This is a genomic window from Galliscardovia ingluviei (assembly GCF_014635685.1).
GTDB lineage: Bacteria > Actinomycetota > Actinomycetes > Actinomycetales > Bifidobacteriaceae > Galliscardovia > Galliscardovia ingluviei.
In genome coordinates this window covers 54,110-77,266 of sequence record NZ_BMDH01000007.1, presented here as the reverse complement: position 1 = coordinate 77,266, position 23,157 = coordinate 54,110, and the positions used below count along the sequence as shown (strand labels likewise).

Here is a 23,157-nt window from a genome sequence, read left to right as displayed (position 1 = left end):
TGGAAGCCAAGACCCGGCACGGCGATGGTACTGCACTCGGTAGGGTGTGGGAGAGTAGCACACCGCCACGGACACACTCTTAACAAGAAAGCCACCCATTGAGGTGGCTTTCTTGTATTCTAACGCGAATGCGTGATTCTTCTTGCACTAACCACACACACCCACAACACGATTTTCTTGCTGCCTTACAAGCCCTAGTTACGCTGCATGTGAGCAGTCAATGCGTTTCCCTAAGGTACAAAACATGCATGTATTCACACCAAAACGTTGTGCGACAGCAAATAAAGTAATGTACCGTTCACAACAAACTGCACAAAGCGAAGCCAACAGACTAAGCATTGAACGAAACGTAGACTTATGGATCTACCATTGTGAATATTGCAATACATGGCATTTAACTAGTCACTTACCACAGACGGCATGGACCAAAGTACCGCTTAATCAACAGCTCAAACCACATAGCAGAAAACGTGGCTATAAACCCCGTCGCCGCTAGTGCCTAGCAATCCAATAGCAGCCACTATTTATACTGCGTTGTACGTCGCATACTCTAATTTATATATCGCGTTCATCCTAGGTATAAGCTAGTCATACCAAGCTATACAAATAATAAGCTTCCTGATACACCTGTAATACAATATTACAATTTCAAGTATTTACATAATTACAGCCATAATGCTTTAATCAAATTTATAATTATTGGGAAAGCCCATAATGCAGCAATAACAACGTATGGCATCCAGTGTGCTTTTGTAATAGCAATAAACTCGCGAATAAAAGCAGTAGGCCAATAGTAAGCGCGCGTATGACTACCAACACCATCAGCAGTTAAACCAACAGTACGTGCATACTCACAAGCCCTAAACACATGATAATCACTCGTTACCAAAGCACAACGATACGGTTGTGAAGGATGTAGCGCATCCAGCAGGCGCTTAGAAAAAACCACGTTCTCAAATGTTGTGGTCGATTTATCTTCTAACACAATCGCCTGATCAGGAACATCTCGGTGCTGAACCATATACCGGCGCATTGCTTCCGCTTCTGAAATTTCTTCATCTGCACCCTGACCGCCAGAAGCAACAAGCACACCTCGTTTACCTTGCTTTATCCATAAATCAACGGCCTTATCAATACGCCCCTGTAGCAAAGGCGTAGGCTCAGTACCCATTAAACCAGCACCATGAATAATAATGGCATCATATACGCGCTTACGCGGCAGTATGCGATATAAAGTCGTGTAAAGCAACAATGCCACAAACGACATCATAAACCACAATCCCTCCAGCATAGCCAGCCCAATAATACTTTGAAGCCAACTTGGGAAATGGAATATTGCGGCAACTAGCATTGCAGCAAACCAACCAATAATAGCAAAGGCAAGCAAAGCTGGAAGTACAGTAGCAAGACGCAGTCCCTCATGCCGCACCACTATTATCGTATTAGCGATAAGAAAAATTAACGTTACCAATGGGGACGCGATAATAACCAGAACGAGCGGTAACACCATCCATTGCTGCCCAAATTGCAAGAGCAATGCTGGAAGCAGGAACATTAACGCAAAAAGCAAAAATATTGCATTACGGAATTGTCGCGGCTCTTTACGAAAAGAAATAATAAAAATAACCGTCATCAACAAACCTGGAAAATATACCAGTAATGGTCCCAATACTTCCATATGACCCCCTTACCCCTCTAGTATACGGAAAAATGGTGGTATGGGTATCATTCTAATGGTTGAAACTTTTGTTGAGTATTTGTTGAAAGCAGCAAATAGATGATCGTTGATAATAAAGTTGCCGCCTTACATATCGTATATATTGCATTTCATACCTACTATAAGAAATAACGCTTACAGTAAAAATAATTCAACATTGAATCAGCAGAGCAGGCAACAAACGGCAAAGCTCCTGTGCTGAGAGTACACTAGTTTCGGTTTCATATGGGTATATCCCCGATTTACATATATACAATGTAAACGTTGAATAGTGAATAGTATCGCAAAGTAATAAATAATAGATAAGTAGTAATTGAAGAAGTAGAATGCCGCCTGGAATGTCAGAACACGAAGTAGAACTAACATCACAGCATAATCAAGAACAGCATAATCAAGAACAGCAGAATCAGCAACAGAACAATCAAGAGCAACACAGTAAAGGGCAACGTAATCAACAGCGCAGTTCGCGCACTGCGCACACAACTCGAGCAACTCATGCAACCCGATCAGCCCAAGTAGCTCGTAAAACTTCCGCGGTAAAAGCACCGCACACCACTGTATTAAGTCGCGAAGACTCATACCGCGACGGCAAACTCACACATGTAGCCTTCCTTTCTCTTGCTATTTTGACGTTTATCACATTTGTTGGTAATTTTACGCAGCTGCAATTAAGCGCAGCCTTACCAAATATTGTTGAAGAATTTGGCGTTAGCGTCACCACTGGGCAGTGGTTGACTAGTGTATTTCAGCTGGTTATGGGCGTTATGGTCCCGCTTACTGCATTCCTGACCAAGCGTTTTTCCACACGGCAAATTGTTATTGCCTCAATGATTATTTTCACTGCTGGATCTGCGCTGGCATGGCTTGCTCCAAGCTTTATTTTGCTGCTTACTGGACGTATTTTAGAAGCCATCGGTACTGGTGTTATGTGGCCAGTATTGCAGATTACTGTTTTTTCGATTTTCCCACTTTCTCGCCGCGGTATGGCTATGGGAACTGTTGGCTTGGCAATGAGTGTGGCACCAGCAATCGGTCCAACGCTTGGTGGCGTACAAACTGATTTAACAGGTTGGCGTTCAATCTTCTTAACATTGACAATTATTGGCGGTATTTCTATTCTCGCGTCTGTGCTGTGGTTGAAAGACTTTGGCAACCATGATGCTACCGCTCACGCGGACTTCTTCTCTGTAATACTTTCTATTTTTGGTTTTGGCGGTCTGATGTTCGGCTTTACCAACATTGAGTCCTTCCCATTTGCACACCCTATGGTGTGGGCACCAATGTTGGTAGGTATTGCAGGCATTGTATGGTTTGTTATTCGACAAATCCAACGTAAGCGCGAAGAGCAGCTTGCTATCGATCAAGGTGATGTGGAGCGTGCTCGTCTCCGTGCGCCATTGTTGGATCTTTCTGTGCTGCGCAATCGTGGTTTTACTATTGGTACGATTACAGCGTCTATCTCGTTCTTTGCTTTTAGCTCGATTGTGGTGATTATGCCACTGTATATTCAAGATGATCGCGGTTTCAGTGCTACGATGAGCGGTTTAGTGATGTTGCCAGGTGCTCTCGGTCAAGCCATTGCCCAGTTCTTCGGGGGCAAAGCATTGGATCGGTTTGGCGCTCGCCCTGTAGCTATTGTGGGTAGCACTATTTTGATGCTGGGTACTTTTGGCATGAGCACTATTTCTGCAACATCGTGGATTTGGTGGGTATCCATTTATCAGTTTATTCGTCAAATTGGTATGGGCTTCGTGCTGATGCCTATTACCACATGGTCGTTGAATTGCTTGGAAGAGCACAATGTTTCTGCAGGTAGTGCTGTGACTAATACTGCCCGCCAGATTGCTGGTGCTATGGGTGCTCCTGTGCTGGTAATTCTGCTTGAAACCTTCTCTCAAATACGCCATGAAGCATTGGGCGGTGGTGCTGCCACACTTGCTGCGGCTAATATTTTTGGTACGCAGTGGGTGCTTCGCATTAGTGGCGTACTTTGCTTGATTATGCTGATTATTGTGCTTGTCGGTGTGCGTGGTCAGGGTGCTGGTACAGCTCATGCTGCTGGTCGTTCTGCATTGCATAAGATTCAGGCTATTACTCATACTGGTGACCATCATCATATGCACTAAATAGCATAGCTAATTGCATAGTTGCGACAATATGATACCTGCAATCAGTTGATAAAGAGTATAGAAGCACCAGTAGGGGGATGCTTGGCAAAGAGCTTACCTTGTATTGGCGCTCGCATAGTATGGGCAGTTTTATAAGCAATATAGAGCAAACTGTAGAAACCCATCTGGGTAAAAGAGAAGCCCCGATGGGGAATCGGGGCTAGAGGAAGAGAGAAGAGGGGATTCAATTATCGGGTACATCTTTCGATGAAAACCTGGTTCAGAAGTTGTGTTCTTCTGTTGACAGTATCTATATAACATCATCATGCTTAAACTAACACTAGGAAAAGCTTAGAATTCCCTTAAGATGTGAAGGGAAAACTCTTAATATGGATACGCCTTGCCATACGGAATACATTATTTGGACTACTAGCGTAGTGCGTCCCAAAGTTTGAGCGTATGCCTATAATATCTGAGGTTTAGCTGAGGTTAACCAATTGATGATGGGGCAATGCGTTTGCTGCGCAGGGTAGCAGTATGTATTGCCGGCAAGATGTGAATAGTAACAGTATAGAAAGTTAAAGAGTAATAGAAATGTCGCAAAGCAAAGATGCAGCAGCACAACAAACAAAGTCGCAGTCTAAGAAAATCGGTATTGCTGTTGCCATTGTAGTGGTAGTAATTGCAGTTATTTGCGCTATTGTATTTGGAATGAAAGCACAGCAGGCGTCGGCACTAGAAGATGCCAAAGCACAATGCACACAAGCATCTGAAAAACTACGCACTGATACTAATGGGTATAACGCATTGCTGAATGGGGATGCAAAGCCATACGCAGATTTAACGAAAGATGATGTGAAGAATCCTGATGCCTTGCAAAAAGTTCAGGATCTGATGAGCCAGGAAGTGCCACAAGGCGTGTATTGCAATGTTGATACGGCAGCTGAGCTTAGCGCTAATGCTACAACTATTCATAAGAATGCACAGTGGTATGCGGATCAGACTAAGAAGTTAGATGCTGCGATTAAGGATGTGCAGTTGGTGCATCCGCTATCTAGCGACGGTGAGTAATGCTAGCAATTTTGGCAACTCGTAATACTAGTAACTCACGTAATACAAGTAACTCACGTAATACTAGTAACTCACGCAACTTCGAAATGTTAATAACTGAGTTTTAGAAGCGTAGATATACAAAACCGCAGTCTTATGAGTTCGCGCAGGCATACATCATCAGACGAACTGATGTGCATCACCTGCTGCGCTCTACAGGCTGCGGTTTATTTGTATGTACTTTATTCGCTAGTGTAGTGCGATTGCGCTGGCACTACATTTACTTGGTTACGAGACCAAGCTCCTGCAATTTGGCAGTAAGCTGCGTATCAGAAGGCTCGACGAGCACCGTGCCATCAGCAAAGTGGATAACAGGAATATGCTTCTGTCCGCTTACTTCTATAGCTTTTGCAGCGGCAGCTTCATCATGCTCCACGTCAAAAAGATTGTAATCGACACCTAAGCGGGCGAATACTGCTTTAGAACGACGGCAGTCTCCGCACCAGTCTGCGCCATAAAAATCGATTGTGCTTGCCATATTACCTCACTTTTGCTCTAGGGAGTTGTTGGTTTATAGCAGTTTATAGCAATTGCATAGTTCACTTGCATTGCCACCTGTAACGAAGCTTAGCAGAGTAAGGCATGGTTGCGCTATAGTCCTCGCTACAAGCGCATTCTCATCGCATCGCGTTACGCAAACGTCAAACGTCAGCGCTATCACTTGTAAAAGTGCCTACCCGTACAAGCGGAACACTTGCTCTTTGAACGTAACACTTCGCTGTTGCGAAAGCGATCTACTTGCCGCTTATGCCGTAGTGGTTGCGTAGTACAGGAATTGCACTACCAATACCAAACAAAAGCACAACAAGCCCTACAAGCATCCACTCTTGTGCACCAAGCCCAGAAGCGCCGGTATGCGGAAGTTCTGGAGTATTACGTTCGATAATTTCGCTAAGTGTAGTTGGCATTAACTGAACTGTTGCTTTATGCTCGGAAATATCAGTGCGGTCACTGAAGAGATGTCCAGCAATATTGTCCGAAATAAATGGTGTTTTCGCCTCTGTGCTGTCAGGATCAGCGTCAATTGGCGCATGATCTGTAGTTACTGGCACGAGCACTCGGGTAATAGCATTGCGCGCTAGCTTAGTAAAACTAATTTTAATGCCGGTTACTTGCTTCCAATCATGGATTGCAGACGCACTAACCCAAGTTATGGAGCTATCATCACGTACTGCTTTCATAGACTGGGTTTGCACAGCAGCATCTGTAGTATACCAAGCTACAAAATTACCTGTTGATGGTTGAGCACTCGTCTTGTAGCCGTTATTTGGGTCTTGACTAATGACTAATCCTGTAACCGGACCGGTCATATACACGTCTAAAGCGCGCTTGAGTTTGGCATTATTGTAGTCAGGTCCTGTAGTATCAGTACCTGTTTTGGGATCAACAGTGGTATTGGCGCGAGGTAAGGCATCAATTACTACTGAGGTTGGCATATTAGCTTGTCCAAAGAAGTTTTCAGAAAGCGTGTAATAGAACTGCTGGCCAGCTTTAACCTGCGATCCTGTTGGCGTGGTGTCAAAGGTCTTTGCAGCATCTAGTTTGGTGATGACGCCTTTATCAAAGGTGCGCACGGCTGTGGAATCAACATAGAATCCCTGCTTTACTTGTTGTTTGGAAGTGCCTGCTTGCTGTATTTTGCCATCGTACTTGCCTTTATCCCATTCCACTTGGAAGTATCCTTCATGCAGGCCTGGGAAAATATCATTATCTAATGGCATCCGCACACCAATAGTGGTCATTAAGATGGCGTTATTCAAGTTCTTTTCATACTGCTTGCGGAAGGCATCATGCTCATGCTTAGTGGAATGAGTAAGGCAAGAGTTAGTACTAATGCGACTAACACGGATATGCAATAGCGTAGCTTTTTGGCATGAAACTTCTGCATAAGCATAATACCCCCTATAATTCATACAAAGCTATCCCCCTTTTATGTAGTTACTGCTATGCAACCACATGCTTTGCATGAACTTCCCCCAAGTTATGGCGTTATTAGTCTATAAGATTTATTGAGTAAAACAACTGACAATTGAGCCAAGTTTTACAATGTGGACATATGTTTGAGATGGAGTAATTGCAGTATGTAGATTGGATGATAGAAGTTATTTGGATGAGTATTGCTTTCTCTATCCTCGCCCTTTTTGACTATAATCAATACCCCCTAATAAGACAATATGCGTGTTTGATTAAGGGGCTAGTTTTATTATTGGTGTTATTGGGGAGTATATAGTTTTACAGTAGAATACTGGTTGAGCTACGGCATATCATGCATGATATGAGCTACAGAGAATAAGTACTTTGCATAATTCAGTAAGTTCACAGCAAATATTCACTTTGTAGCAACTGTGCTTCAGGAATTCTTTGCGCTAACTTTTCAGCAATACTGCAACTTCTGGGAGCTTAACCTAGGTTTAAGTAGCTATACCTACACTTACACGCACTCAATAGCGATGTGAGTGTAAGGAGTAGTGCCATGAATACACGTCAAATGAATGATCGTTATGTTGATGATAGTCATGTTGATAATAGTTATGCTGACACATGTGTTAACCAATCAACTAGTACTAGGTTATTCGCGCATACAGCCACTCATATGAATGCCGGCATGCAGACTAGTGCGTCTTTTACTAACGATGCTCCTACGGCTGCTAATGTGCTTGAGATTGAATATTGCGGGCCAATGTAGCAAAGTATGCAGCAAGGTGCACAGCAAGGATTGCAACAGGGTCAATCTGGACAGAACATGCCAAATAATATGCCTAACAACAGTCCTCAATCTCATGATAGTGCTCAGCTAGATGGCTGTTCCCAGTAGTCTAATGGTAATGCGCAGCAAAGCACTGGTAATGGCATGGGAGGAAAGCAAATGGGAGGCTCGCAAGCTGCTTCTGAAATTGCACAGTGGGTTGAAGAGAACTTCACCTCGCAAACCGTTGATGGAGTCACGCTCTACGACCTAACACAGTCTCAGCAGTAGCGCTGGATATGGTTCTTTGAAAAGGTTCAATATGGCAGATGGGGTATCGAGCGATGCTCTATCTGCCATTTTCTTTACCATAATATTGACATAGAAGTACCCATAATGTTGACATAGAAGTACCCATAATATTGATATAGAACGTTCAAATTACTGTAATTGCAACGGTTTAGGTTCTTCGGATTTGAGGGTGGTTGTATTGCTCGCTACTGGTTGCTATTGGAAACTTGCGGGTTTATATGTTTTGTTCTTGGATTCTGTACGGTTTGGAATATCTGATGTTTCAAAGTAGCGGGTTTTGGTGTGAGAGTGTACGCATTTGAATACTTGCTATTGCAAAACAGCCGTTTTTCATTGGTTTTGCCTTTAATTATGTACTGTTTGTAATAGTAGCTATTGCAAAACAGCCATTTCATCCTGTTCTTTTGTACGGTTTGAAACATCTGATATTCCAAAGTAGCCACTTTTGGCATATAGGCGGCTCTTGGGATTTTGGTGGGATTGAAGGATATTCGCGCGCGCTTAAAAAACGAATCAGAGCCTCATTGTTTCCAAGCTCAAAGCAATGAATCTGAACTGAAGTACTGCACAGATATGAAAAATGCAGGATTTTCATCCTGCATTCAATAGTGGAGCTAAGGGGGGCTCCCCTCGTATATTGGTGTTCCGCTATTTCTTCGGCGTTTCGGATTGTCGGGTACCTCGTTGGGTACCTTACGTGGCTTTTTTCTTCTTCGTCAAGGAGCACGAAACGACGAATAAGTCTATCTATCAAAAGAATGCCCGACGTCCACAGGAGCGATGGGCATTATCGGTCGCTAATAACCGATAACTTCAGTCTCGACTGTCGAAATTACATCTGTAGGAATGTCATTCACATCAAGCCGATACACAATATTCATACGCGGATTGTATACACCGAGGTATTTCACATTCTCATATTCAGGATGAATAGAATGAAGTCCCATACGCCAATACATAAGCAACTGGAGGGTGTATTTGTTTTGAAGTTTTTTCTTCGAAACCTTGAAATCCCACAACGTATCATCCGTCAGAAAGTCACCGTCACCAGTAGCGACGTAGCCGGTGTATCCGCCTTCAAAAGTTAGACCGTCCAGCACTTTTGGACCGTACTGATTGAAAAATCTCAACGAGCGTTCGACCATAGTGCGGATATTTTCAACCGTGTCGCCATCGGGCTCAATATCTTCCACGGGGCGGTATGCCATGACGCCAGCTCTGTATGCAGAATCAAATCCAGATAGCTTTACGGCGGCTACAATGGAATCGTCGTCCAATCCATACACATTCGACAACAGCTGCTTGAACAATCTCCGCTGTCGGACAACATGAGCGCCCAGCTTGGGAATCTTAAACGCCTCTTCGGCCGAAGTCCCGGACATGAAACGTGTGAGATAGTCCACGGCGATGCCGACCAAGCCCGGAGATACGTTTTCCTCTGGATGCAAATCGTCAATGCCCCCGCCGTCGAGCATCGTTTGCTCAAATTCTTTGGGTTTGATATAGCCGCCTCTCGGCTGCTTTATCTTGCTGATACGCTGCGTCACAGAACACATCCATCCGTTCGCAGCAATATCCTGCGGCGTCAGTTCGCCGCTCCTAAGCTTCTCTATTACGTCTTCTCTTGTCAACATAGATTTCACCCCTTATATTCTACCCCTAAGTCAGATAGCTACATATAGTAGCCACATCAAGGGTTTCGAATGGAGCGGATGACGGGAGTCGAAGCCGCCTTTTCCACCGTCCTCCATGCTCTTCTCCGGCGGGGGCAGGGGGACCCCGCCCTACGCAGGGCTTTCCCTGCGTGCGGCAGGCCACCGGGCGAAGCGGTGACCACGTCCGCTTCTCTCCGTCTTTTTCACGTCTTTTTTACATTCTATTTTTTGATTTTTCACGTCTTTTTTACATTGGTAGGTGTTTGCCTGATTCCTACTTTTTGCATGTTTTTGAGCGCGACACGCCGATGGATTTGGTGATTTGAAAATGGCGGTTTCCTGCCGTTTCCGTTCGGCTGGGCTAGTCCACTGTTTTAATCCGGCTTTGTTGGCTTCTACGAGGGCGTTTTCGGCGCTCAACCACGCTTGGTCCGACCGTTCGTCCTTGAATGTCTTCGTGATGACTTCACCCTTGTGGGTGTATTTGGCTCGGTAGGAATTTCGGTCTGCTCGGTGGATGACTGACCCGAAGGGCTTTTTCCTGTGCGCATGATTCCAGTATCAATCTTTGGGTACCCAACTCGGGTACCTCCGTGGGTACCGGAAATGTTGACATTGGCGCACATTTCCGTACGTTCTCTGTTTGCGCCGTATGCCTTGAAATCGTTGGAATTCCGCCGTTTTCTTATGAAAAAAGGGCTTCCAGATTGCTCTGAAAACCCTGAAAGTGGAGCTAAGGGGACTCGAACCCCTGACCCTCTGCTTGCAAAGCAGATGCGCTACCAGCTGCGCCATAGCCCCATACAACTTTCGTTGCGTGGGCCCGGGAGGACTTGAACCTCCGACCTCATCCTTATCAGGGATGCGCTCTAACCGGCTGAGCTACGGGCCCGATCCATGCGACCTCAAATCGCACAAGCAGTTATACTACGCTACTGAGGCGGTAGTGTCAAAACGAAATACTGACGGCGTGTCGTTTTGACGTTGTTCAAATGCTGTAATTGCTTTTGCGCTTTGGGGTAGAACGTCATATTCGATATAATCATGGGCATTATGACTTTTTCTGCAATATACGGTGATACTGCGCATTCTTATGCAACACATTCTCATGCAACACATAGTGATACTGCGCAAACTTACGCAACGCAAACTTACACCACAAATACTTATCAAACGCGCGCCTACGCAACGGATGATTACTTAGTCCACGGCAATACTCTACATGCTCATACTGTAGAGCAGTCACGTATCGTAGAGCAATCACGCCTTGCTCGGCAATCAAGCACTGCAACAGTTTCAAAAACTATACTCGTTGATGGCTTAGAAGTACACATTATCAGAAAACCAATCAAACGCTTGTATCTGCGCGTGAAACCTCCTGCAGGAGAAATCGTAGTAACAGCACCAAATCGTGTTCCTCAGCGCGATATTGTGGCATTAGTGCGTGAACGCAAGGATTGGATTGCGCGTGCTCGTCAGCATGTGAGCTCACCGGCAAGCCAACAGGCTCGACAACCTTGGTCACAGGAGCGTATAGATCAAGCACATGCCATTCTTAACCAACGTATCCCGCCGTTATTGCGCCATTGGGTACCTATTATTGGTAAGTCTCCAACTGCACTTACATTGCGCAGAATGAAAACGCGTTGGGGATCCTGCACCCCCGCAACCGGCAGAATACGCATTAACTTGGAACTCGCCTACTTACCTGAGCAATACCTTGAATATGTGCTGGTTCATGAATTAACTCATTTATGGGAACGAGGTCACGGTGCAGGATTCCAACGTCGTATGACGCAGTATTTGCCGCAATGGAAGCAGTTGCGTAGTCAGCTCAATAATATTGTATTGCGCTAGAGATTGTTCGCATCAAGGAGTATTTGTATTAGGGGTGTCCGCGAGAAAGAGTGGTTGTATTAGGGGGCGTCCGCACTAGAGATCTTAATAGTAACAGTTAGGAATAGTCTTATTCGCACTCCTTCACAGCGCGCACAAAAGCAAGTACAGCTTCGTGAATATGTTGAGGATCTACTCCTGAATACTGCATCACAAACCGCGCGTAGCCATCATGGGCAGTAGTCTGCTCAAGACAATATGCGTCAAGAGGAGCCATAATTACGCCGCTACTACGGCAAACACGTGCAATATCGCGCGCGTAAGCCTCAGTACGCACACCAAGCACAAAATGCAAGCCATTATCCACTTGTCCAAATATCAGGCGATTGCCAATCGGACTGCTCTGCAATGCGGAGATAAGTTCATCGCGCACTCGCCGTGCATAGGCTCGGAAACGCGAAATATGCCGCTCGTAATCCCCGGATTCCAAAGCGCGTGCAAGAGCAATTTGGTCAATCGTACTTACTGTCTGTGAAAAGCAGGCAAGAGCATGCTCAACTCGCTCATTAAGAGCATCTGGAAATACAGCATAAGCAATGCGCAATGCAGGAGAAAGACTGACAGAAAAGGTGCTGATGTAGATCACTTTTCCTTGTGCATCAATACTTTGCAGAGATGGAATGGGGCGTCCTGCTAATCGAAATTCCCAGTCAAAATCGTCTTCAATAATTTCCCGCGCTCCGTCATAAGCCCAGCTCAGTAGCTCATACCGCCTCGAAATACTCATTAAGTGCCCGCTAGGAAATTGGTGAGAAGGCATAACATGAGCTATTTGCACATTTTTAAGGGCAAGCTCGCTTACCAATAGGCCGTGTTCATCTTGGCTAATTCCTTGCACTCTCTTGCCAAAAGCTGTATAAACCTGGCATAGCACGGGATAGCCGGGATCTTCTAAAGCAATAGTGCGAGCACGAGGATTCATTAGCGCACACAAACTATAGAGTAATTTTGCTCCTGCAGCAATGACGATTGCTTCTGGCTCTACATGCATGCCGCGCGAACGCAATAAATACTGTGCAATTGCTTCACGTAGGCGCATAGATCCACGAGCCGTATGCTCACGAAAAAGTGTTGCTTCTGATTCATGTGAAAATGTTGAGCGCAATGTACGCTCCCACAATCTTGCTGCTTGGCGGTGTGCATGGGAAGCAGGGCGTGAAAAATCTGCCAGAATGTGTTGCTCGTATTGCTTATCTTGCTTGTATTGTTCAACCTGTCCGTGCGCTCCATGCTGCTCATACTGTTCATGTTGTGCACGGTTATGAAGAGAATCATTCTGGTAATGAGCAACTTCATGAGAAACAAGACTTGATGCGTGTGAAAAAGGCTGCTCTGCTCCGATTGGGGAGTATGCCAGCGCAGAAGCAAGAGTAGGAGAAGAAACAGGAGCTACATCAGCTACGTAATAGCCGCTGCGCTCGCGAGCATACACATATCCCTCGGCAACAAGCTGACGGTATGCAGCTTCAATAGTGATAGTACTAATGCCAAGATGGCGTGCAAAAGTGCGTTTGGAAGGTAAACGCTCGCTAGGTTGGAGCTGACCGGTAAGAATATCGTTTTTTATCGAGCGATAGAGAAATTCAAATAGGGAAAGTTCGCCGCGTGAATGAAGATCGTAAGTGAGCACGCATCCTCCTCATGGCATTTCATTGCATTGCCACATGTGTACGAGAACCAAACAGAGTTGGTGTAACAGCTTTTATCTATATTTTGGCTATACCAGAATCTGGTCATATCCATATTCATAATCTGACTATATTCTGGCATAAAAAATTTCCTAATATTGGTTATTTCCACATAGTCAGATGGGTATTATCCTCAAAATGTTTTGAGATAAACCACAGTACTATGTAGCAATCGCTTCAAGGCAGAGTAGATCTCGGTAGATCTCGGAACCGCAATAAACACCATGGACTTACGTATGTAAGCGCACAAATAATAAGAAAATTTAGGAGCATATATGACCGCAGAAGAGCGCGATGCTATCACCCGAACAAAACTTAACCGAGAACTTGCACAAATGCTCAAAGGTGGAGTGATTATGGATGTCACAACCCCTGAGCAAGCGCGTATTGCAGAAGAAGCGGGCGCCTGTGCCGTTATGGCGCTTGAGCGTATTCCTGCAGATATTCGTGCTGCTGGAGGAGTTTCTCGCATGAGTGACCCAAAGATGATTAAGGGAATCCAAGAAGCAGTGAGTATTCCGGTGATGGCAAAAGTACGCATTGGTCATTTTGTGGAAGCACAAGTGCTCCAAGCAATTGATATTGATTATATTGACGAATCAGAAGTGCTTTCTCCAGCTGACGATATCTACCATATTGATAAAACTGCTTTTGATGTGCCATTTGTATGTGGGGCAAAGGACCTTGGTGAAGCACTGCGTCGTATCAGCGAAGGTGCGACAATGATTCGCACAAAAGGTGAACCTGGCACTGGCGATGTTGTACAGGCAGTAAGCCATATGCGAGCTATGAATGCGCAGATTCGCCGCATTGTCAGTATGCGTGAAGATGAGCTTTGGGAGGAAGCTAAGCAACTGCGAGTAAGTGTTGAACTAGTGCAATATGTGCATGACCATAGCAAACTTCCAGTAGTTAATTTTGCGGCTGGAGGTATTGCCACCCCTGCAGATGCTGCGCTGATGATGCAGCTGGGTGCGGAAGGTGTTTTTGTTGGAAGCGGTATTTTTGCTTCTGGTGATCCAGTCAAGCGTGCGCGTGCGATTGTGGGCGCTACTACCAGTTTCAATGATCCAGCAAAAATTGCAGAGCTTTCAGAAGATCTCGGTGAAGCCATGGTGGGCATCAATAAGGATGAAATTGAGTTATTGATGGCTGAACGCGGCAAATAATCCGCTAGTGAGAGTGAGGAGAACTAGTGAAAGTGAGGAGAAGCGATGACAACAGCTGTGCTTGCGCTTCAAGGAGCTTTTGCTGAGCATGAATCCCGACTTAAAGAACTAGGAGAAACCGTCATTGAGCTGCGTGATAGCGATGATTGTGCGCTTGCATTTGACCGTTTAATTCTCCCCGGTGGGGAAAGCACTGTGCAGAGCAAACTGCTTAAAGAACGCGGTATGGATACACTGTTACGCCGTAAAATCGAGGAAGGAATGCCTACGTTTGGCACTTGCGCAGGAATGATTCTTTTGGCGCAACATGTGGATAATGGGCAAGGAGGCGATACTCAATCAGGAGCTCTTGCCACATTTCCTGCGTGCGTACGCCGTAATGCTTATGGTCGCCAGCTTGGGAGTTTTCACACAGTCGATACCTTCGCAGATATGCAGGTGCCGATGACTTTTATTCGTGCTCCCTACTTGGATTCGGTAGAAGATAGCGTATCTGTGCTCTCTCGTGTAGATGGAAATATTGTTGCTGCACGCTGGAAGAACCAACTAGTGACGGCTTTTCATCCCGAGGTAGATAGTGATACGAGTGTGCATGAGTACTTTTTGCGCATGTAGCTGTAGCTAGAAAGCAATACTGAGAAAGTAACAAAACCCGATACAACAGTGCGTGTGGAAAGAATACCCTTCCACACGCACATTCATAGTCTTATAGACCCTCTCTTAGGACGTCGCTATAGCGTAAGTCTGATCGATGGCTTCTTATGCTACATGAGAGCGCAAGAACCACTGGAACTTCTCCAGCTCCTGCACATGATCCTGAATAATATTGGAGCTAATAACGTCCAATTCATCAAGCTCAGCAATAGCCTTACGGTCGTTAGCAATGAACTCATCGTAGTAAGCAATCAAAGCATTGATGTAATCGGTAGTTGACTGGTGACCCTTAAGTCCCAGGCCTTCCCAAGAACGATTGCGCACAATAGCATCTGGAGTGCCATCTGGAGAGCCGCCCAAAGTAGAAATACGTTCTGCGGTTTCATCTGCCTGAGCGAGCACTGCAGTTACTTCTGGATCAATCATTTCATGAACTGCAATAAAGTTTGGTCCTTCAACATTCCAGTGAGCATGCTTCAATACCAAGGCTGCCTCTTGCTCCTGGCTCAAGCGGCTTTGCAAAATTGCAACAATCTTTTCAGAAACTTCTTCAGTAAGTCCTGGAACTACGTATTCTAATGCCATTTTTCCTCCAGCAATGCATTACAAGTTGTTATTTGTATTATGCTTTTTCACTTTTTATTGTGCGGCACCCCATATGCCGTCTGATTACCTCTATTGTAGAGCGAAGTTGATAAGTGCGTTGGCAACTTTGCTCTTTGGGAAAGAGTGATGAATATCACACTATTGCTGCCGCTCTGCGGTATCGCTTACTGCAGTATTATCGTCATGCGTAACAGCATCATCAGTATGAGTACGAGCATCGTTTGCAGTAGATTTACGCACTTCTAAAGTTTGTATGCGACGCCCGTCAACGGCAGTAATCACCATATCGTAGCCATCATCAGAGTGCAGTACGTCACCAACTTTGCCCATTTCGCCAGTATGAGCTAAGAAATATCCGGCGACAGTCTCATAAGGACCATCCTCAAGCTCAATGCCGGTGACATCATCAAAATCTTCCAGCGTCATACCGCCGTCAATGGTGGCGACGCCATTGACAAATACGCTTGCCGAACCCTGAGCAGCCGAATCTTCAGGTAAATCATATTCATCACGAATATCACCGACCAGCTCCTCAGTCATATCTTCTAGTGTCACAATGCCGTCAGTGCCGCCATACTCATCAATAACAATAGCTAAATGAATACCGCGTTTACGTAGCAAACTCAGCGATGGTAAGAGTTTTGATGTGCCCGGTAGGCTAATGCCTTCGCGCGTCACATCAGCAACAGTTTGCGCCTTAGGATCTCGAATATCCAGCAGATCACGCACATGTACAAACCCGAGTACATCATCAAAATCTTTACCGGTTACAGGGTAGCGTGAATATGGCATTTCGCGTACGTATTGTGCTGCCTCTTCAAGCAACATACTACCTTCAAGAAATACCACATCAGCGCGGGGTCGCATTACTTCGGCAACAATAGTTTCTGAAGCGTCAAACACATCATCAAGAATGGTGCGCTCATCTTTACCTAAATTACTATTTGAATTGACTAGCACACGCAATTCTTCATCAGAAACTTCAGTTTCTGTTTCATTAGGGTCAAAGCCAAGCAATCGCACAATACCGTTGGTATTCTTGCCAATTAACCAAATAATTGGTTTACAAATCTTGGCAAAAGTATCAATAGCAGGAACTACAGCTCGTGCAATCTGTTCAGTGCGCTGCATAGCAATACGCTTAGGCACGAGCTCAGAAATCACAATAGAGCAGTAGGAGATAATCAGTGTCAGCACAATGGTGACAAGTGCTCCTGCAGCAGCAGTTGGCACACCCCACGACTCAACAACTGGAATAAGAAATGGTGCGATAGAAGACGCGCCAAACGATGCAGAAAGGAAACCAGATAGTGTGACGCCAATCTGCACGGTAGAAAGGAAAGTATTTGGATCGCGCGCAATTTTGGCCACGCGAGCTCCACGCGCATCCTCCTGCTCCATCTGCTCAATTTGTGAACTGCGCAAGCTCACCAGAGCAAGCTCTGTTCCAGAAAAGACAGAACCAATCAACAAAAAAACAACAATTAAAACAATGTTTACACCAAGTGACATAGCGGTTCTATTCTACAAATATATTGATGGAGAATATGCAAAATTTAGGAAATTATCAGCAAAGCAATTGCATTAGTGAAGTAGCTGAATCAACTAGCGCATAGTGCGAGCTTATGCATTCCATTAGTAGCCGAAGAGCTATTGGAATGGCTAGAACGACTAGAAGACTAGAACGACAGTATTTCTACTAAACCAGTCTCCATCACATATCGTGCACCAACTAATCGCACATCGCCGCGAGCCACTGCCTGACGAATAGCCTCCGATTTGTCGATAAGCGTCTCCAATGTTTGAGCCACATGTACGCGCTCAATATCATCAGCATCAGTAATATCAGATTCAATAGCTACACGCACTGACTTACCAATTTCTGAAAGTAATACAGAATCAGAAGTACTACCGCCACTGCGTAGCTTGTGAATTGCCCCACGTACTCCGCCGCAATGCTGATGTCCCATAACCATAATAATGCCAGCACGAAGCTGAGTTACGGCATACTCAATAGACTCAATAGCGGAAGCGTCAGCAACATGACCAACCACGCGAATAGAGAAAATGTCGCCTAATCCCTGGTCAAAAATAACTTCTGGCGCCACTCGTGAATCTGAGCAAGACAGGATAACTGCATCAGGGCGCTGCTGTTCGAATAGTTGAATACGCGCCGCAGGATTTTGATGAGGGTGCTTGAGCTTATTATCAGCAAAGCGGTGATTGCCTGCAAGTAGACGGGTTAATATTTCGTTTGCGCGAGTTTCCGTAGTATCCATACACCTATCCTCAGTACGGGAAGTTGAGGAACTTACCTTATTCCTACCAACACTCATGGTACGCGAGGACCTATACGGCACGCCAATATATGGCAAGATATGTGATATACAATGTTCAATATGAAAAACCGCTATGGTCAGGCGAGTTGCCCAATCATAGCGGCTAGACGGCTTAACTAAATATCAGCCAGTGTTCTGCAGACCTGCTGCCACACCACTCACAGTGCACAGAATCAGATAGATAAAGTCTGCGGTTTGGCTTTCGCTAAGCTCATTCTTAGCATCACGACGACGCACAGAATTCAGTGCTCGTACCTGCATCACAGACAACGCATTCACATAAGGGGAACGAATACGAATTGCCTGACCGAGCACATGACGATGCTGCAATGGCCAATCATCACCAACGATACGCAGTACCCACTTACGAGTGAGTTCCATTTCGTCAATAACCATATCGCGCAGATCATCACGGTCGCCCAATGCCAAATACAATTTAGCAATGCGCTCATCTGTTTTAGCAATAGACATTTCAATATTGTCAATAAATGTGCTAAACAGCGGCCATTCCTGATACGCCTGACGCAAAGTCTGCAAATCGCCGAACTCTTCGCAAGCAGTGCCCAAACCATACCAAGCAGCAAGATTGATACGCGCCTGTGCCCAAGAGAATACCCAAGGAATAGTACGCAAATCATCAAGCGACTTAGCGCCCAGACCACGCTTAGCAGGGCGTGAGCCAATAGGCAACAAACCAACCTCAGTCAGTGGCGTGACAATAGAGAACCAAGGAGCAAAGTCTTCAGTACCCAGCAGCTGCAAGAAGCGGTTATGAGAAGCCTCATTGAGCTTAGCAGCCATATCAGCGTACTTAGCCGTCATATCAGTATTCATCTTCTCCACACTTGGAGAGGACTGCAAGAGCGTTGCAGAAGCAACAGACTCAATATGACGAATAGCCAAAATTGGATTGCCATAACGAGCGAAAATAACCTCACCCTGCTCAGTGAGCTTGAAGCGGCAATTCACCGAACCTCTTGGCTGTGCCAGCACTGCACGGTTTGCAGGACCGCCGCCACGACCGACAGCGCCGCCACGACCGTGGAACAGCGTCAAATCAATATCGTTTTCCTCAGCCCAAGCCACAATATTGGCTTCTGCCTCATGCAATGCAAAAATAGAAGTAGTAGGACCGGCATCCTTAGAAGAATCCGAGTAGCCAAGCATAACTTCCATCTTGCGACCGGTTTCCTTCAACCGTGCCTGCACCTCAGGAATACGTAGCATATCATTGAGCACGCTGACGCAATGCTGCAAATCTTCTAACTGCTCAAACAGAGGAATAACATCAATAGTTGGAGCATCCTCGGCATGAGTGAATGACAGACGATTAAGCTCGAATACATCGCGAACATTCTGCGCTGACTTAGTGAACGAAATAATGTAACGACGTGCAGCCTTTTGACCATAACGGCGCTGAATAGCACCCATAGCGCGGAAGGTATCGAGTACTTCTCGCGTCATTGGCTGTAGTTCGCCGCGCTCACCGTGCAAACCATGTTCACGAATATCAGCTACTGCACGTGCATGAACTACAGAATGCTGACGGAATTCCATTTCAACCATATGGAAGCCGAAAGTTTGCGCCTGCCAAATCAACGTTTGCAAAGGACCATACGCACTGCGTTTAGCACCAGCCTGAGCTAAAGAACGCTGCACAATTTTCAGATCTTCGATAAAGCGCTCGCATGATGGGTACATTAAATCAGCATCGCGGTCAATAGTTGCCTGCAAACGATCAGCAATCACCAGCATCACAGCACGATGTGGCTCTTTGCGAGAAATTACAGAAGCCTTGTCCGTTAAGCGCTCGCTCATTTCACGCTGGTGACTCCACAAGGTGCGCAATTCGTCACTTGGCTGAGTTTCCTTAGATTCCAGCGTTAAATTACGACCGACTTCAAATGTGGCATCACGCAGTGCGCCAATAACATGGTCGGAGAATTTGCGTGCTACCTGGCGGCTTACTTTTGCAGTCACATTTGGGTTGCCATCACGGTCAGAACCAATCCAACTTCCTGGATGGAAGAATGCTGGGCAGGCAGGCTCCACTTTGCCGGCTTCCTCACCAAGCATCCAGTCATCAAATCTGCGATACACCTTTGGCACTGTAGTAAAGAGGGTATTGTCAAAGATGTCGATAATAGTATCGGCTTCTTCTACAGGCGTTGGCTTGCGTACTGCAATTGGGGAAGTGCGGAAGAGCGCGTCAATTTCATTGAGCATCATGCGCTCATTTTCAGCCAAATCAGAGCCGCCTAATGTTGGACGCTCTGCAAGCAACCCTGCAATACGACGGATTTTGCCTTCAACTGCCTTGCGGCGTGCCTCAGTTGGGTGGGCAGTAAATACAGGGTGGAACTCAAGCTTATTCAGTAGTTCCTTGGCTTTTGCAGGACCGACCTCTTCAAAAATACGCTTGTATGCGCCTGTCATTTCGTTAATAGGGTCGGTGGCTGCGTGAATAGGAACATCATGTTCGCGTGAACGCAATACATCCACACGATAGTTCTCTTCACTTAAGTTTGCTAAATGGAAATATGCTGCGAATGCGCGGGCAAGCAGTGTGGCATTTTCTAATGAAATATCATCAATAAGTTGTACTGCTTTTTCAAAACCTGCGTGCTCTGGATCAGCATCGCCATAATCTAAGCCGTATTCACTGTATTCTTCGCCTGTTGCTTCATTGGCATACTCAAGTAAAGTATCAAACTGCCCAACGAGTGAAGCGTCATATTCTTCAAGAACAGTGCGCAATAACCGCAAAAACAGATCCATATTATTGCGCAAAACTTCAGGCAATTCATGCTCTTCTGGAACATGCGTTCCAGTGCCAGTGTCAACAATGCCAGAATCGGCTGCGACAATTCCTGTTGGTTCGTCTGCCATGAGACCTCCTTAGCCATGTTCCGGTTGTTCGTCTATCGGCGTTCTGCGGCTCCTCCGCAGTTATTGATGCCGACCGTTCCAAACCCAAAGCCGGTACAGACGCAAGATTTATTGTAAACCTTTGCAAGGTCAGGTGAGGGTCGGCCGTTCATTTGGTGAACATTTCGTTCGCACGGTGCGCTAGGTTAGTGCTCGTGCCTATACCAAGTTTTGTCTCGACAATACGTTCCAAAATGCAGTCTGCATTACATAAGGCAGCAACTCGCAATAATGAACCTGCTGGTGCAGGGCAGGTAACAAAATTTCACTCGCATGCCATTCCTCTTGATATGGAAGACATTGAGCGGGATTTTGATAAACCAATTATTGACGCGGGTATTGCGGCAAAAGCAAGCGTGATTGTGCGCGTAGGTATGCTGGATTTGGCAGCTGGTACAGGTAGTTTCCGTGTGCGTGAAATGATGCATCGCGTGGCATATCCGCTGGGTGTGCATGTGCGCTCAGATGTAAATTTGACGGATATTGAAGCCTCTTGTACTGACGGGCAGAACCGTATTACAGAAGTAGTTGATTTGCCGACAACTGGTGTCAATACTGAGCGAATTTGGTTACTTGAACATTTTGCTGATTGGTTAAGCGTTAATTTGGGGCATTCTGCTGTGTATCATTCGCATGGGGCAGTGGTCTCTGATCAGCTTGTGGAGTATTTATGCGATGATGTGAAAGATGCTTCCCAATTGAGTGCACAAATTGCCAAGCAAATGTCAGGGCAGGAGCAAGAACTGCTTGGTGAGCAGTCTGATAAGCCTAGCCAGCCAGTTGCGCATATTCCTGTACAACAGACGCAGGCGACTACTCCTCAGGAACGCCTTGATGAGATTGCAAGGCAACGTGAAATTGATAAGCGTGATCCTATTGCCCAAGCTATGGCAGTGTCTTCTAAAGACGCTGATTCTCCAGCTTCTCTGGCTTCTCCAGCTTCTTCTGCTTGTACTGGCACTGTTGCTTCCTCCGCGGTGTCGCGCAAAGTACATCAACCGCCAAAAGGTAAGTATGCTGCACATTTCGACCATGTTGGAGCGGACGCGAAACTGCCTTCACACCCTGATTTTAAGCCAATTACCGTGCGCCAAGCTCATGAGCGCCTCGATATGATTGAACATCGCAAACCATTGTATTCGCCTGTGTTTGCTGGTTTTGCTGCGGCTTGTGCTTGTGCGGCCTTCGTTTTTCTCCTTGGTGGCGGTCCTTATGATATGACTGGTGCTTTTGTAGGTGCAGGCCTTGGTCACTGGTTACGTCGCAAATTATTTGCACATCATCTTAATCAGTTTTTTGTTACGTTTATGGCAGTGGCAGTCGCAGCTCTTGCTTGTACTGGCACGCTGCGCATTATTGGTCTTGTCGATCCAATCGCTTTAGCGCATGATACGGCATATATCGGTGCAATGCTGTTTGTTATTCCTGGTTTTCCTCTGGTGACGGGCGGCTTGGATATTGCCAAGATTGATTTCCCGTCTGGTATACAGCGTCTCACGTATGCGCTTTCTATTATTTTGATGGCAACGTTAGCAGGTTGGGCTGTGGCGCGCATGGTGCATCTTAATCCACAAGGTTTTGAACCATTGGGGTTAAATCCGTGGATAAATGCAGTACTGCGATTCTTCTTTGCAGGCGTCGGCGTGTGGGGCTTCTCTGTATTATTTAATTCCCCACAACGTATGTGTTTGGTTGCCGCGGTTATTGGCGCAATTACTGATACGTTGCGCTTGGAAATTTCCGATGCAGGTGTCCCTGCAGAAGCAGCGGCTTTTCTTGGTGCATTTCTTGCCGGATTGCTGGCAGCTGGTTGGCGTATTGCTGTGCGGCGTGGTTGGTTAGCCCCGCATTTGGGATATCCACGAATTTGTTTAACTGTTCCTTCGATTGTGATTATGGTTCCGGGTTTGTATATGTACCGCGCCATGTTCTATTTAGGGCAGTTTGATACTCAACTTGCTTTGGATTGGGCATTTAGAGCGTTTATGGTAATTGTTTGCCTACCAATTGGGCTTGCTATGGCGCGAGTAGTAACAGATAAAAACTGGCGCTATGACATATAGCTGCATGTAACTGCGTGTACCTGAAATTGCTGCATAACTGCAATAACTTACTGCAATAACTACTTCCTGATAGTTGTGCACTGCTATTGCAATAGCCGCTGGAATATGCGAAAGCCCGTGTCCACCAAGTAAACACGGGCATAACGGAGAACAATTGAGCATACGGATGCCAAATAAGCGCGTTTGTGAAGCTAACTCACTAACGGGATCAGCCTTATACACTGTC

18 protein-coding genes and 2 tRNA genes are annotated in these 23,157 nt (G+C 45.8%); 9 read left to right on the top strand and 11 right to left on the bottom strand.

All coding sequences use genetic code 11. The features are described from left to right. Nucleotides 1-244 precede the first annotated feature (244 nt). Nucleotides 245-496 carry a hypothetical protein gene (locus tag IEU85_RS08760; RefSeq protein WP_229714845.1) on the top strand — a complete coding sequence of 84 codons (252 nt, stop codon included), beginning with the start codon at nucleotides 245-247 and terminating at the stop codon, nucleotides 494-496. 168 nt (nucleotides 497-664) lie between these two features. On the opposite strand, the gene IEU85_RS08535 is transcribed toward IEU85_RS08760, so the two are convergent. Beyond that, a complete protein-coding gene (locus IEU85_RS08535; RefSeq protein WP_188355836.1) occupies nucleotides 665-1,678 on the bottom strand; it encodes a YdcF family protein in 1,014 nt (337 codons plus the stop codon). A gap of 377 nt (nucleotides 1,679-2,055) precedes the next feature. Between IEU85_RS08535 and IEU85_RS08530 the strand changes: the two genes are divergently transcribed. Both IEU85_RS08530 and IEU85_RS08525 read left to right on the top strand, forming a co-directional pair. After that, nucleotides 2,056-3,843, top strand: a complete 1,788-nt coding sequence (locus IEU85_RS08530) for an MDR family MFS transporter (protein WP_188355835.1) — start codon at nucleotides 2,056-2,058, stop codon at nucleotides 3,841-3,843. A gap of 576 nt (nucleotides 3,844-4,419) precedes the next feature. Then, entirely contained in the window at nucleotides 4,420-4,896 is a 477-nt protein-coding gene (locus tag IEU85_RS08525) for a hypothetical protein (RefSeq protein ID WP_188355834.1), read from the top strand. Nucleotides 4,897-5,155: 259 nt separating this feature from the next. On the opposite strand, the gene IEU85_RS08520 is transcribed toward IEU85_RS08525, so the two are convergent. Then, complete coding sequence (locus IEU85_RS08520; protein WP_188355833.1) at nucleotides 5,156-5,413, bottom strand: glutaredoxin domain-containing protein; 258 nt, start codon at nucleotides 5,411-5,413, stop codon at nucleotides 5,156-5,158. Nucleotides 5,414-5,669: 256 nt separating this feature from the next. Continuing rightward, nucleotides 5,670-6,848, bottom strand: a complete 1,179-nt coding sequence (locus tag IEU85_RS08515; protein ID WP_188355832.1) for a hypothetical protein — start codon at nucleotides 6,846-6,848, stop codon at nucleotides 5,670-5,672. A gap of 560 nt (nucleotides 6,849-7,408) precedes the next feature. Here IEU85_RS08515 and IEU85_RS08510 point away from each other — a divergent pair. Both IEU85_RS08510 and IEU85_RS08805 read left to right on the top strand, forming a co-directional pair. Further along, nucleotides 7,409-7,621: a hypothetical protein gene (locus IEU85_RS08510; protein ID WP_188355831.1), complete on the top strand. Its 213-nt coding sequence runs from the start codon at nucleotides 7,409-7,411 to the stop codon at nucleotides 7,619-7,621. A 6-nt stretch (nucleotides 7,622-7,627) separates the two neighbouring features. Next, nucleotides 7,628-7,750, top strand: coding sequence for a hypothetical protein (locus tag IEU85_RS08805; protein WP_268234216.1), 123 nt, complete (start codon nucleotides 7,628-7,630; stop codon nucleotides 7,748-7,750). Between the two features lie 980 nt (nucleotides 7,751-8,730). Here IEU85_RS08805 and IEU85_RS08505 read toward each other — a convergent pair. The 3 genes from IEU85_RS08505 to IEU85_RS08495 all read right to left on the bottom strand — a co-directional run bounded on the left by IEU85_RS08505 (nucleotide 8,731) and on the right by IEU85_RS08495 (nucleotide 10,480). Then, complete coding sequence (locus IEU85_RS08505; protein WP_229714844.1) at nucleotides 8,731-9,567, bottom strand: hypothetical protein; 837 nt, start codon at nucleotides 9,565-9,567, stop codon at nucleotides 8,731-8,733. Nucleotides 9,568-10,316: 749 nt separating this feature from the next. Then, nucleotides 10,317-10,389 (bottom strand) — tRNA-Ala (locus tag IEU85_RS08500). A 17-nt stretch (nucleotides 10,390-10,406) separates the two neighbouring features. Continuing rightward, nucleotides 10,407-10,480 (bottom strand) — tRNA-Ile (locus IEU85_RS08495). Between the two features lie 161 nt (nucleotides 10,481-10,641). Between IEU85_RS08495 and IEU85_RS08490 the strand changes: the two genes are divergently transcribed. Then, on the top strand, nucleotides 10,642-11,445 hold the full coding sequence (locus IEU85_RS08490) for a M48 family metallopeptidase (protein ID WP_188355830.1): 804 nt from the start codon (nucleotides 10,642-10,644) through the stop codon (nucleotides 11,443-11,445). A gap of 109 nt (nucleotides 11,446-11,554) precedes the next feature. On the opposite strand, the gene pdxR is transcribed toward IEU85_RS08490, so the two are convergent. Beyond that, nucleotides 11,555-13,114 carry a MocR-like pyridoxine biosynthesis transcription factor PdxR gene (gene pdxR / locus IEU85_RS08485; protein ID WP_188355829.1) on the bottom strand — a complete coding sequence of 520 codons (1,560 nt, stop codon included), beginning with the start codon at nucleotides 13,112-13,114 and terminating at the stop codon, nucleotides 11,555-11,557. A gap of 333 nt (nucleotides 13,115-13,447) precedes the next feature. Here pdxR and pdxS point away from each other — a divergent pair, with 333 nt between their 5' ends. Further along, nucleotides 13,448-14,341 (top strand): pyridoxal 5'-phosphate synthase lyase subunit PdxS, encoded by an 894-nt coding sequence (pdxS, locus tag IEU85_RS08480; RefSeq protein ID WP_188355828.1) that lies wholly within the window; start codon nucleotides 13,448-13,450, stop codon nucleotides 14,339-14,341. Nucleotides 14,342-14,386: 45 nt separating this feature from the next. Beyond that, nucleotides 14,387-14,956, top strand: a complete 570-nt coding sequence (gene pdxT / locus IEU85_RS08475; protein WP_188355827.1) for a pyridoxal 5'-phosphate synthase glutaminase subunit PdxT — start codon at nucleotides 14,387-14,389, stop codon at nucleotides 14,954-14,956. 144 nt (nucleotides 14,957-15,100) lie between these two features. Here the strand turns inward: pdxT and IEU85_RS08470 are convergent, their stop codons facing one another. The 4 genes from IEU85_RS08470 to IEU85_RS08455 all read right to left on the bottom strand — a co-directional run bounded on the left by IEU85_RS08470 (nucleotide 15,101) and on the right by IEU85_RS08455 (nucleotide 20,829). Then, nucleotides 15,101-15,580 carry a Dps family protein gene (locus tag IEU85_RS08470; RefSeq protein WP_188355826.1) on the bottom strand — a complete coding sequence of 160 codons (480 nt, stop codon included), beginning with the start codon at nucleotides 15,578-15,580 and terminating at the stop codon, nucleotides 15,101-15,103. Nucleotides 15,581-15,739: 159 nt separating this feature from the next. Beyond that, nucleotides 15,740-17,113, bottom strand: a complete 1,374-nt coding sequence (locus IEU85_RS08465; protein WP_188355825.1) for a hemolysin family protein — start codon at nucleotides 17,111-17,113, stop codon at nucleotides 15,740-15,742. Nucleotides 17,114-17,280: 167 nt separating this feature from the next. Beyond that, nucleotides 17,281-17,880 (bottom strand): carbonic anhydrase, encoded by a 600-nt coding sequence (locus tag IEU85_RS08460; RefSeq protein ID WP_188355824.1) that lies wholly within the window; start codon nucleotides 17,878-17,880, stop codon nucleotides 17,281-17,283. Nucleotides 17,881-18,063: 183 nt separating this feature from the next. Next, nucleotides 18,064-20,829, bottom strand: a complete 2,766-nt coding sequence (locus IEU85_RS08455; protein WP_188355823.1) for a phosphoenolpyruvate carboxylase — start codon at nucleotides 20,827-20,829, stop codon at nucleotides 18,064-18,066. Between the two features lie 233 nt (nucleotides 20,830-21,062). On the opposite strand from IEU85_RS08455, the gene IEU85_RS08450 reads away from it, so the two are divergent. After that, on the top strand, nucleotides 21,063-22,931 hold the full coding sequence (locus tag IEU85_RS08450; protein ID WP_229714843.1) for a threonine/serine exporter family protein: 1,869 nt from the start codon (nucleotides 21,063-21,065) through the stop codon (nucleotides 22,929-22,931). The last annotated feature ends 226 nt before the right edge of the window (nucleotides 22,932-23,157 follow it).